This is a genomic window from Dactylosporangium sp. NPDC049742, from assembly GCF_040674675.1.
Lineage (GTDB): Bacteria > Actinomycetota > Actinomycetes > Mycobacteriales > Micromonosporaceae > Dactylosporangium > Dactylosporangium maewongense.
In genome coordinates, this window is record NZ_JBFANF010000035.1 from 55214 (window position 1) to 67309 (window position 12096).

Consider the following 12096-nt stretch of genomic DNA (forward strand, 5'->3'; position numbering starts at 1 on the left):
CGCCGGGGCGCCTCGCTGTCAGGCGACGGCGATGACGAACTCGTGCCCGGCGTCATTCCTGTGTAGCAGCGCTGGCCATGCATCATCGGCCACACCGTGGGCGACCGCCCGTTGAAACGCCTCGCCGACGGTGATGAAGCCGTCACCGTCGCTGTCCGCCGAGCCGTCGCGGAGCCCGCTGACCAGCGCGCGGGTGAATCTCGGGAGCCCGCCGCGCGGATAGGAACCGACCATCCACGCCCCGGTGGCGTCGCCGGCGACGCTCAGCAGGTTGACGAGGCGCGTGCCGTCGCCTTCATCGGCGGTGCAGACGTCGAGGATCGCCAGCTGGCGGCGAGCCCGGCACGCGTTCAGCCGGGTGCGCAGCCACTGGATGCCGACCCCGGCGACCGCGTCCGGCCCGTCGAGGTCACGCAGCACGTGGCCGGCCAGGTAGAGCACCACCTGATCGGTGTGCGTGCGATCGGACAGGAACTCGCCGATCGCCTGCCGGATCCGTTGCGGGTCGAAGTCGACGGTGCTGGTCACGGCGAACCCGCCGATCGACGGATCGCCGAGCACCTCCGACATCGCGGCGAGGTTCTCCCGTATGGGTAAGGTGTCGCCGTACCACTGGTCGCTGGACCTGACGTTGCCGATCACCAACGCGAACCGTCCACCGCCCAACGACCGCTGACCGCCGGCCGCCGAGGCGATCCACTGGATGGCGATGTCGGCGGCGAGCGCCGCGGCGTTGTCGCGGTTGTCCGCACGGTGCTCGCCGATGAGACCGATGACGAAGGGTTCGCCGTCCGGGGCGAGGCCGTAGTCGAGTCGTTCGGCGAGCAGCTCCGCGGCGAGGCCGGCGTCGATGCGGGAGGTCGACGGGTCCCCGAGCTTCGTCTCCATCCTCGTGGTGAACGACTCGATGCCGCCGACGTCCCACGACTCGGCCGACGCCAGGATGTGGAAGCCGTGTGACGGGTCGCGCGAGGCGGCCGCCAGCGTGAGCAGCTCAGCCAGGTCGGGCGGGCCCCACCGGTTCATCACCAGGAAGAGCCGGCGCGTGCTGCGGCGCCGTTCAATGAACCGCAACGCGGCACGCAGCGCCTTGCTTCGGGCTTGCGGGTCGTCCTCGTCGTCGACGGCGAGCCCGACGTGCGGCAGTGCGAAGAGCGGGGCCAGGCCGCGGCCGTGGTCGAGGAGGAGGAACTGCACCTCGTCCGGGGTGTTCGTCAGAGCGAGGGACAGCACCAGCGAGATCAGGATGTCGACGCGTCCGGTGTACGGCATGCCGACGATCGCGACGTTGCCGGTCGTGAGGTCGAGCTCCAGCGGCTCGTAGCCGGTGCCGTCCTTGCGGGCCACGCTGCCGGCGATGCCGGCGGCCTTGCCCCAGAGGGCCTGGGAGCCGGCAGTGAGGCCGCGGCCCTCGATGACGCGGCGGGGGCCGAGCAGGTCCAGCAGCGCCGGCTGCGTGGACGGGGCCGGCGCGGCGATCCAGGGTCTCGCGCCGGCGAGTGCGGACATCCGTGCGACCAGCCATTCGGCGACGGTGTCGTGCCTCGGAGGGGCGAGCGGCAGGAACGTCACGGCGCCCCGGAACCGTTGCGGCTCGCTGGAGCGAGTTGTGAAGGTGCCGAATCCGGGCAGCGCGTTCGGTTCGAGTCGCAGCTCGAACCCCAGATGCTCCGGCAACCCGGACGACCGGAAGTCCTCGGATCCGTCCGTCAGCAGGACGTGGAGACCGGCGTCGTCGGCGTTGAAGAGCCGGTCGACAAGACTGTCCGGGCGTGGTGGGACGTTCAGGTATTTGTCGATGACGATGACGAGCTTCGGCCGGTTCGCGGGCATGTGCAGGCGGCGGTCCAGTTCGCGGCCGATGTCGTCGGCGAGCCGTCCGGCGCTGATCGGGGTGAGCGGGCCGGGGATGACGCCGACGGTGTGTGGCAGGTCCTTCAGGCCGGTGAACGTCCGCGAGCCGCCCGCGCTGACGAGGAGCAGCTCCAGCTCGTGCGGTGGGTGGGCCGCGGCGAGCGCGAGGACGATCGTGCGCAGCAGCTGGCGTCGGCCGGTGTAGGCGGGAGCGATGATCCACCCGTGCGGGCCGTGCCGCTCCAGGTCGAGCGTGACCGGCCTGCCGGCGTCGTCGACGCCGAACGGGACTGGGACGAGGCGGCCGTCCAGGTGTTCGTCCCACATCGGGAACCCGCCGAGGAGGTCGGTCAGCGGGACCGGTGCGTCCTCCAGGTCCGCGTCCGAGGACTCAGGGCCGGCCAGGCGGTCCAGCAGCGCCAGGGCCGACGCCGCCGCGTCCGAGCGCACGGAACTGAGTGCGTCGCGGATGGCGTCGAGGTCGGCGCCGGGGAGTTGGCCGAGTTCGGCCAGCCTCTGGACCGCCGCATTGGACGGGAGCAGGCCGATCGCGTCCTCCATCTCCGCGCCGAGGCGCAGGGCAGGGTCTGGCTGGCGGTCGAGCCGCCCGCGCATGGCGACGAACCAGTCCTTCGACAGGCCGGTCTCGGCGCGGGAGTCGCCGGTGGCTTCCTCCAGCCACCGGTGGGCCGCCGATGGGTCGATGATGCCGATCGCGGTGAGTCGCTGCGCCTGCTCCAGGAACGGGTGGGCGCCCCAGACGCCGGGGCGGTCGCAGTACCGTTCCAGCAGCAGCGCCACCTGCACGGCGCGGTCCGGGCCGTAGGTGGTGCGCAGGCTGATGAGCAGGTGGCGGCGCAGGTCGTCGTCGATCTCGTACAGGTCGCCGCCGAGCTCCTTGAACAGCGGCGACGTCAGCAGCACGGCCTCCACCGACCACGGCAGGTCGTGCGGCGGGTCGACGAAGAAGTTGATCCGCAGCAGGTTGAGCAGGGTCGGGTCGACGGCGACGGGGACGGCGGCGTGACAGGCCAGCTCGATGGCTCCCGGCGGGAGGGCCGCGCGGGCCTCGGCGAGCCTGGCGGCCGCCGTCGACACCCGGTCGAAGACGGTCACAGCGGGCGCTCCAGCAGAACGGGGTGGCCGCGCAGCGCGTCGACGGCGCTGTACATACCGGCGCGGGTCAGCGGGTACATCGGGACGTGCCGGGCGATCTGGCCGGCGGTCGTGCCGGGCCAGCGGTCGGGGTCGACGGGGTTGAGCCAGGCGAGGCGGGCACCGCGACGCAGCACCGCGAGGGCGAACGCCACGGTGTCGAAGAGCCGGGTCGTGACGAACGCGCCGCGCAGCGCCCCGGCGTCGCTGATCGCGGCGACCACCGTGGCGGGCGTGACGCCTGAGAGCAGGTCGGCGACGGGCCATGAGGTGAGCATCTCGGGGTCGCGGTACACCCGGCCGGTGTGAAGCGGCGGGACGTGGTCGAGGATCGGGTCGAGGTCGGACGCGAGGGTGTCCGGCAGCGACGCCAGGGCGCTGCGGTCGCGGCTGCGGCCGGGGGTGTTGCGGAAGTAGGCGACGGTGATGTCGTCGAGGCGCCCGGCGCGCACGACGGAGCCGACGACGTGGTCGACGAACCCGTGGTAGGGCGCCATGGAGCCGTCGCGGTCGACGAGCAGCAGCAGCCGGGCCGCGTTGACCCGGCGGGGCACCAGGACCGGGCCTTCGGCGAGGCCGGTGCGGGCGAAGCGGTCGACGGTCGCGTCGACGTCGACCTCGGTCAGCGGGCCGCGGCGGACGGGACGCCGCAGCCGCCGCCAGATCTGCGCGACGTCCCGCTCGGCGAGCGGGTACTGCGGCCGGACGACGAGGAACGGCGACGTCATGCCCGATCGGGGCGGCTCGGCCGGACCGGCGTGCCGCGGCGGTATCACGACGGTCAGCTCCTCCTCGACCAGCTCGGGAGCGGGTGCCGCAGTGGGAGCATCGATGTCCGGTGAGGTCTGTGCGGCCCGCTTACCGAGGGCGACGTCGGCCGGCCTGGACGGGGAAGGGGTGTCGGCGGTGGGCCAGTCCGGCAGCCGTACCAGATGCATCGTGGCGTTGATCAGCTCCGCGTCGCGGGGTGACTTGGCCCAGAGCGTGACGCACAGGGCCCGCAGCTCCGCGGGGGAGTCGAGGCCGTGCCCGGCGGCGAGGGCGGTCCGCAGCGCGGCGCAGTCGTCGACGCCGAGCGGCAGGCCACGCCGGCGCAGCCGGGTGACGAGCTCCCGGACGAACGACGGCATCGGGGCGGTCACGGTGCGCTGAGCCGTTCCCGGGCCTTGAGCTGGTCGTCGCGCTGTTTGATCAGCGCGCCGCCGTTGGGCAGCGTGTGCAGCCCGGCGGGGTCGGCGTCGTCGGCCTGCAGGCAGTCGGCCCAGTCGAGCAGCTCGCTGAGGCCGGGCGCGCGGTTGAGGCCCATGCCCCGCAGGCGCCGCACCACCTCGATCGCGTTGTGCCGCAAGCGTTGGCTGCGGATGCCGTGCATCCGCAGGATCGCGTCGAGGCTGCCGTCGGGGAACTCCACGAAGTGGAAGACGCAGCGGCGCAGGAACGCGCCCGGCAGCTGCTTCTCCTCGTTGTTGGTGACGATGATGACCGGGCGCAGGTCCGCGCGGTCCGGTGGGACCTGGTGCCGGGCCCCGGGGACCTCGTCGATGTCGAAGCGCAGCTCGTCGAGCTCGCGGAGCAGGTCGTTGGGGAAGTCCAGGTCGGCCTTGTCGATCTCGTCGATGAGCAGCACGGAGCGGCGGCCGTAGGAGGCCCGCACGATGGCCCGGCCGAGGGCGCCGAAGCGCACGTAGGCCGCCTGGTCCGGCAGGGGCACGCCGCCGACGCCGCCGAGCTGCGCGTCGGAGAGGCGGCGGACCGCGTCGAAGACGTACAGCAGGTCCCGGCCGCGGCTGGTCGACTTGATGTGCGCCTGCTCCAGCGGCAGCCCCAGCCGGTACGCGACGGCGTGCGCCAGCCGGGTCTTGCCGACGCCCGGGTCGCCCTGCAGCAGCAGGGGCCGGCCGAGGGTGATCGCGACGTTGACGGCCTCGCAGAGCTGCGGTGTCAGCAGGTACGGCTCCGGATGCACCTGCCGCATCGGCGGGTCCTGCTCGGCGATCGGGTGGGCCTCGACGTCCTCGATGGATTGCGTGTCCGGTGGTGGCATGTCGGCCCTGAGGCGCATCGAGGTGTCGACGGTGCGGACGTACAACGTCAGCTCACCTTCTCCAGCCAGTGCCGGAATCGTTGCGGGTGCGGGTCCTTGCGCAGCGCGCCGATGCTCTTGTCGAGCGCGCCGTACGTGAGCAGGACGTCGAGGGCCCCGGCCACGGTCGCCTCCCGCTCGACGTAGTGGCTCCACGGCCCGAGCAGCCGGTTGTCCCACTCCAGCGCCATGAGCGCTTCGGACACCCACGCCGAGACGTCCTCGTCGCCGAAGCACGGCTCGGCCAGGTCGACGACACCGTCCAGGCGCAGGGGCTCGGACGCGCCGGTGAAGATCAGCACGAACCACTGCTCGAGCGGCGGGCAGCTGGCGTGGACACCGCGCCAGAAGTCCTGGACGACGTCCAAGGGGGCGTGATCGACGCGCACCGACCAGATCCGGCCACCGTCGTCCGGTGCGGGCAGCTGCTGCAGGACCTGCTTGACCCGCAGGTCCGCCTGCGCGAACTCGGGCTGCAGGGTCAGCGTCCGGGGCTGCTCCACGTCGCCGAGGCGGTGCTGCAGCCAGGTGCAGAACTTGCTGACCAGCACGTCCTCCCGCGAGGCCAGGCTGATCGCGTGCAGGCCCGGCGGGTGGCGCAGGACCCGGTGCGCGACCGTCTTCTTGATGGCTTCCAGGTCGAAGTAGGTGGAGTCGAGGATCCGGATGTTCGGTGGCACTGCCAGGGCGGAGGCGACTTCGGCGGACCGGCCGTGCTGCTCGGCGAACCGCTTGACGAGCGGGTTGCCCGCCCGGTCCTGGATCACGGCGCTGACGAGCGCGTCCAGCCAACCCGCCGCCTTCGCCTGCCGCAGCAGGCCGAACACGACGGCGTCGAGGCCGACGTCACCGACGATCGCCGTCAGGTCGTGGCCGGCGGCGAACACCACCCTGTCGATCTGCGACCGGCTGGTGTAGGCGTCCTGCATCGCGTCGGCGAACTGCAGGATCTGGTGGTGCTCGATGCCGTGCCTCCTCAGAACGCGGCGAGTGACGGCGGCAGGGCGCGCCGGATCGCGGAGATCGGGATCGCACGGTTGTGGGTCGGGCGGTGCTGCGGGCGGAAGTCCGGGTCGCCGCCCTGGTGCATGGCGACGAGGGCCAGGTTCACGTCGAAGCACGGCGCGCCCGACGAGCCGGGTGCGGTGTTGACCGCGTGCCGCAGGCGGGTGCCGTTGGCGTTGACGTCCAGCAGCGGGCCGATCGACAGGCGCAGGGGGCGGCCGTCGGGGTGGTGCAACAGGAACAGGTCGTCGTACGGCTCGGGGGCGTCGACCCGCACCGACTCGATCCAGCCGCGGGGGGCGCCGGACGGCGCCGGCTGCTTGCCGGGGTCGCCCGCGACCCGCAGGACCGCGAAGTCGAGCTCCGCCGGGTCGGGGACCGCCGCGTCTGCGGTGCCGTCGGCGGCGCTCGGCCGGGCGGAGGCGGCGAGCCAGTCCCGCTCCAGCGCGAACACGTGCCCGGTCCCGGCCGCGGAGCGGTAGTCGAACCGCAGGCGGATGGCGTCGCCCTGGACGCCGCTGATCACGTGGTACGCGGTGAGACACAGACCCGGTCCGACGAGGACTCCGGTGCCGAGCGGCCGGGGACCGGCCGTCGTGTCGGCCTCGACCCGGCAGACCCGGCCCTCGGCCTCCTCGATGCGCTGCCGCAGCTGCGCCGGGTCGAGGTCGGGGACGTGCCCGCGGATGGTCCGCTCCAGGCCGCCCTCGTCGGTGGCGAAGTCCTGCCCGGTCGCGGCCACCGACAGCGAGCCGTTCGCGGCGACCCACGCGCGGACCAGCTGGTTGCCGCCACGGTCGACGTACACCGCGTCGACGAGTTGTGCCAGCCACCCTTCCGCCTGGGCGGCCCGGATCAGCTCGAACACCACCTGGCGCAGCCCGGTCTCGCCGGCGTAGTCCGACAGCCGCCGGTCCAGCGAGAACAGCAACAGCCGGTCCAGGTCGGCGCGGCTCGGGTACGCGGCCAGTATCGCCTCGAGAAGGCTGCCGAGGCGCCGGCCGGTCAACGGACTGGAGATGCGGCACCACCTTCGATCGACTGGCCGGAGCGCCTGTCACTGTACGACAACGCTGCGTGTGTCAGATCCCCCCAACCGGTCGACACATTGACATGTCGTCCCGCCGGCGGCCGTACGAGCGGATCACCCGTCGTCGAACGCCCGGGCGACGGCCACCTGATCGGCGCGGCGCTTCACCAGCATGCCGAGCTGCGGCAACGACCGCAGGTCGGCCGGGCGGGCGCCGACGGCTCGCAGGTAGCCGACCCAGTCGAGCAGCTCGCTGAGGCCGGGCTTGCGCTCGAGGTCCATCGCCCGCAGGCGGAGGAACACGTGGATCGCGTGCCATCGCAGGTCCGGGTCGTCGACGCCGTGCATGACCAGGATGTGGTCGAGCGTCGCCGGGTCGTCCGGCGGCTCGACGATATGCGTCACGCAGCGGCGCAGGAAGCCGCTCGGGAGCGGCCGCTCCTCGTTGTTCGTGATGATCACGATCGGGCGGAGCTCAGGTCGGTCGGCCGGCACCCCGTATGACCTGCCCGGCGCCTCGGCGATCTCGAAACGCAGGTGATCGAGGACGCGCAGCAGCTCGCTGGGGAAGTCGGGACCCGACTTGTCGATCTCGTCGATGAGGAGCACGGACCGCCGGCCGTGCATGGCCCGGACGATCGTGCGGCCCAGCGGGCCCAACTGGACGTAGGCGTGCGGAGGGGCGAGGTGAGCCGACTGGGCGTCGGCGAGGCGGCGGACGGTGTCGAACTCGTACAGCAGGTCACGGCTCCGGGTGCCGGAGTCGACGGGGACCTGCTCCAGCGGAAGGCCGAACTCGTACGCGACGGCGTGGGCCAGGCGGGTCTTCCCGACGCCGGGCTCGCCCTGCAGCAGCAGCGGCCGGCCGATGGCGATCGCGGCATCGGCCGTCTCGCGCAAGGCCGGTGACCACAGGAACGGCTCGCGGCGGACGATCACCGTCCGCGGTTCGGGGGCGATGGGTCCACCCGCGTCCTCGATCGCCCGCTCGGGAGGTTGCGGTGTGATGCCGACGGCCGTTCGGACGTCGGGGACTGCCCGCGGCCGCCGGGGCGGCTCGGGATGGCGCGCGTCCCGCCCGACGCTGGTGGTCGTCTCGGGTGTCGCCGCGGTTGGCGGGCCGTCTGGCCTGTGGGCGGCCGCGAACTGCTTGACCAGGCGGTTGCCGGGCCGGTCGGTGATGACGGCGTCGATCAGCTCGTCCAGCCAGCCCTCGGCCGCGGCGGCGCGGATCAGTTCGAAGATCACGTCCTGCAGACCCTGGTCGCCGACGATGGCGGGCAGGTTCCTCTCCATGACGAAGTACACCATCTGGTCCAGGTCGGACCGCTTCGTGTACGCGTCGCGCATGGCCGCCATGAGCTGCCGCTGCATCGCGCGCTCCGGGTCGATGTGGCACCACCTGCCGCACGGTGAGGCCCGGCGGCGGCACCGCCGGATCGCGTCGATCGGGATCGGAAGTGCCTGCCACTGTACGACATCTGTCCGTCCGGCTGCTCCTCCGCGGCGCCGGCGTATCGACATACTGTGCCGATGACGCCGTACGAGCGGAAGCGGATCGTGGTCACGACGGCTGAGCTGGCCGGGTGGGCCGGGCGGCGGCAGGGGACCGAGCTGGTGCTGGAAGGGGCGTGCCCGGCGTGCGGTGACGCCACGTTCGCGAACCTGGCGCTGGCGTCGACGGCGCTGGAGTCCACGGCGCCGGTGCCGGGGCCGATCACCGTGAGCCTGCCGTGCTGCTGTGCGGGCACGCACGACGGGCGACCGGCCGGGGTGGCCGACGGGTGCGGGCGGGAGTGGGGGGTCACCGCCACGGTCGCCGCCGACGGCTCGGTCACGCTCGCCGCCGCCACCGACGCGTACCTGCTCGCGGCGGCCGTCGCGGTGCGGGCCGAGCAGGAGGGGCAGCTGCAGGCGGTGCGGGGCGCCGCGGACAAGTGGACGGCCGGGGTGGTCGCGCTCATCGGCCTGGTCGGGCTCGTCGTGCCCGCGGTCAGCCGGGACGCGATCCGCGCCCTCGAGCCGTGGGCGCAGGGGCTGACCGGGGTCGCGCTGGCGGTCGCGCTCGGATGTGCCGCGCTCGCCGTCGCCCGCGCGTACCAGGCGGCGCACGGGTGGCCGGTCACCCGGGTGGTCGGCGACGACCAGGCGCTGCGCGACTGGTACGCCCGGTATCAGGGCCGGGCGGCGCAGGCGGCGGGGCGGCTGCGGCAGGCGGTCCGAGCGGCGGTCGCGACGATCGCCGCGCTCGCCGTCGCCGTCGGCGTGACCGTCTTCGGCCCGGAGGCGCCGGCGTCCTCGGACCCGGTGCAGGTCACCCGGCCGGACGGGTCGGTGACGTGCGGCGTGCTGCTGGCGTCCACCGCCGACGGCGCGGTCCGGATCCGGCGGGCGGACAGCGGTGACGTCGCCGTGCTGCCCGCCGCCGACGTGGTCCGGCTCAAGCCGGTGACGGCGTGCTAGGCAGCTCCAGCTCGTAGTGGTCGCCGACCCGGTGGAAGCCCAGGCGGCCGTAGTACGGGGCGAGCATGCCGGGTGGGGTGCGGACGCGGTGGTAGCCGCGGGCGGTGAGCAGGCCGCTGCTGCGGAAGACGAACTCGCCTGGGCTGAGGTCGCGGAACCGTTTCGTGACGTAGTCGAGCTCGATCTGGGCGACGCCCTCGGCGTCGGGGCCGTCGGCGGGGCGCAGGAAGAGGACGCCGACGACCTCGTCGGCGCGCGTGATGAGGAAGGCGGCGCGGTCGGGGTTGTCGTCGAAGCGGAACGACGGGTTGAACTTCGCCAGGTCCGCCCAGTGCACCCGCAGGACGTGGGCGAGGAACGTGTCGTCGGTGCCGACCTGCACGACGGTGTAGGTGGCCTCGTCGTGGCGGGTCCGCAGCATCTTGTACAGGTGGTAGGTGTTGATGGCCGTCATCGCCGCGTTGAGGCCGACCATCGGCCAGACGCTCAACGCGGCGTTGTAGACGACGAGGACGACGGACCCGATCAGGTTGAGCACCCGCAGGCGCAGGAGACGGGCCTGGGACAGCGACCAGACGAGCACCGCCGAGCCGGCCCAGCCGAGGTAGTCGAGCCAGTCCACCGGTGCAGGATAGATGGTTCAGGACATCGTGTACGGCGTGTGCCGCCGTTCAAGGGAGCCGTAAGGGTCGCGGGAGCGGTTCTTCGCCGCGTCGGTGCGCAGGTCGGCGAGGTGCTGGGCGAGCGCGACCATCGTCATCGTCGGGTTCCACGACCCGCCGCGCGGCCACAGTGACCCGCCGGTGACGTAGACGTTGTCGACGCCGCGCGGGCGGTAGTCCAGGCCGACGGGGGCGTCGTCGTGCTCGCCGATCCACATCGTGGAGCCCTCGTGGACCAGGGCTGGGACCCGGATCTGGTCGGTCGGCGGGCGGTGCGGCAGCCAGCGGCCGTGCCGGCCGTCGGGGTCGACGTGCCAGTACTCGACCCGCTCGGCGCCCTTCGGGGACAGGACGTCCTCCAGCATCGCGAACGTCGCCGTGTCCATGGTGTCCCAGGTGGCGCCGTCCCGGTCGTTCTGCACGACCTGGAGCAGCACGTTGGTGGTGGGGTCCTCGGCGTCGGGCCCGTCGGGGTGGCGGTGCAGCCAGTTGTCGGGGTTGCCGGCGTCGAGCTCGCCGAGGACCGCGCACACGAAGACGACGTGGTCGGTCGACGTGCGCAGCTGCTCCGGGGTGGCGGTCGCGACGACGTCCGGCATGTGGCGGGCCGCGGTCTGCGCGTTGGCCTGCGGGTCGCGGTCGGCGAGGACGGTGAGCTGCACGTGGAACTGGCCCTGGCTGCCCTCGTCGAGGCCGGCGAGGTAGATGGCGCCGAGCTCCAGGTCGGCGATCTCGCCGTGGAACGGGTAGTCCTGGCGCGGCACCCGGGCGACGACGGCGCTGATGAAGTGCGCGGTGAACCGCTCCCCGGCGTGCCGCAGCTGCGGGAACGAGTTGAGCATCAACGTCGTCGGCGGCAGCGTGCCCATGGCGAGCACCACGTCGGCGTCGCCGACGGTGATCATGCCGCGGCTGGTGTCGAGCGCGGTCGCCCGGCCGTCCTGCGACACGATCCGCCGCACGGTGCAGTCGGTGAGGATCTGCAGCGGGCTCCCGTGCCCCTCGACGGCGAGCCGGCGCTGCCGGTCGACGAGGCCGAGCAGCGGGCCGGGCGTGGCGAACTTGTCGAAGTCCAGGCCGTGCAGCTGCGGCGCGCCGACCGCCAGGGGAGCGGGCATGACCCGGGTCGCGGCCGGGATCCGGTGCAGGTCCTCGGCGAGGCGGTCGGTGAGCCGGTGCTGCAGCGCGCCGAAGACGGGGCGGGAGCCGGGCGGCGGGGCCGTCGGGCCGCTGTCGATGTCGTTGGCGGACACGACGTTGAGCAGCCGCTCCGCGGAGTGGAAGTATTCGTGTGCGACGTCGATGACCGGCCGTGGCCAGCCGGCCATCTCCGCCTCCGTCGGCCGTGGGCACCATGCGCTCCACATGATGGACCGGCCGCCGACGAACGGCACCATGCCGTGCTGCCAGCGGATGTGCTTGCCGTTGACGGTCCGCGACGACAGCGTCCAGGGAAACGTCTCCGACAGCCCGCCGAGGGTCTGCTCGTACGGCAGCGGCAGGTTCTGGAAGTGCTCGGCGAGGAAGAACGTCCCGCGCTCCAGCATCAGGATCCTGGCCTCGGGGCGGCGCTGCAGGACCTGTTCGGCGAACGCCAGCCCGCAGTGCCCGGTGCCGATGACGATGTGGTCGAAGCGTTCCTGCGCGCGGATGCGCTCCCAGTCGCCGGCGCCGACGAAGAAGACGTTGTCCATCACGTCCTGGCCGGTCGGCCGCTGCGGGCCGGGGAACGGGTAGCCGTAGTTGGCGTTCGGGGTCGATGCTGCGGTGTGCATGGCTTCGATGACCTCCGTGATGGTGGGGTGAGGTCCAAACCAAGGGAGGGGGCCGGCACCAGCGAGCCT

Annotated in this window: 9 protein-coding genes; 1 reads left to right on the forward strand and 8 read right to left on the reverse strand. The window is 72.8% G+C overall.

Going from position 1 to position 12096, the window contains the following annotated elements:
- Positions 1–18: 18 nt before the first annotated feature.
- From AB0J72_RS34765 to AB0J72_RS34790, 6 genes are all read right to left on the reverse strand, one after another.
- The gene (locus AB0J72_RS34765; RefSeq protein WP_363406175.1) at positions 19–2970 is read right to left on the reverse strand and encodes an FtsK/SpoIIIE domain-containing protein; all 2952 of its coding nucleotides are present in this window, start codon (positions 2968–2970) and stop codon (positions 19–21) included.
- A complete protein-coding gene (locus tag AB0J72_RS34770) occupies positions 2967–4139 on the reverse strand; it encodes a VWA domain-containing protein (protein WP_363406178.1) in 1173 nt (390 codons plus the stop codon). Before AB0J72_RS34770 ends, AB0J72_RS34765 begins: the two co-directional genes overlap by 4 nt.
- An 8-nt stretch (positions 4140–4147) precedes the next feature.
- Positions 4148–5098 carry a MoxR family ATPase gene (locus AB0J72_RS34775; RefSeq protein WP_363406181.1) on the reverse strand — a complete coding sequence of 317 codons (951 nt, stop codon included), beginning with the start codon at positions 5096–5098 and terminating at the stop codon, positions 4148–4150.
- 2 nt (positions 5099–5100) lie between these two features.
- Positions 5101–6072: an effector-associated domain EAD1-containing protein gene (locus tag AB0J72_RS34780; RefSeq protein ID WP_363406365.1), complete on the reverse strand. Its 972-nt coding sequence runs from the start codon at positions 6070–6072 to the stop codon at positions 5101–5103.
- Complete coding sequence (locus AB0J72_RS34785) at positions 6069–7106, reverse strand: effector-associated domain EAD1-containing protein (RefSeq protein ID WP_363406184.1); 1038 nt, start codon at positions 7104–7106, stop codon at positions 6069–6071. Before AB0J72_RS34785 ends, AB0J72_RS34780 begins: the two co-directional genes overlap by 4 nt.
- A 135-nt stretch (positions 7107–7241) precedes the next feature.
- Complete coding sequence (locus AB0J72_RS34790) at positions 7242–8501, reverse strand: effector-associated domain EAD1-containing protein (protein WP_363406187.1); 1260 nt, start codon at positions 8499–8501, stop codon at positions 7242–7244.
- A 159-nt stretch (positions 8502–8660) separates the two neighbouring features.
- Between AB0J72_RS34790 and AB0J72_RS34795 the strand changes: the two genes are divergently transcribed.
- Positions 8661–9590, forward strand: coding sequence for a hypothetical protein (locus AB0J72_RS34795; RefSeq protein ID WP_363406190.1), 930 nt, complete (start codon positions 8661–8663; stop codon positions 9588–9590).
- On the opposite strand, the gene AB0J72_RS34800 is transcribed toward AB0J72_RS34795, so the two are convergent.
- Entirely contained in the window at positions 9568–10212 is a 645-nt protein-coding gene (locus AB0J72_RS34800; RefSeq protein ID WP_363406193.1) for a hypothetical protein, read from the reverse strand. The genes AB0J72_RS34795 and AB0J72_RS34800 overlap by 23 nt on opposite strands.
- Before the next feature lie 18 nt (positions 10213–10230).
- Positions 10231–12027 (reverse strand): GMC oxidoreductase, encoded by a 1797-nt coding sequence (locus AB0J72_RS34805; RefSeq protein ID WP_363406196.1) that lies wholly within the window; start codon positions 12025–12027, stop codon positions 10231–10233.
- Positions 12028–12096: the final 69 nt, after the last annotated feature.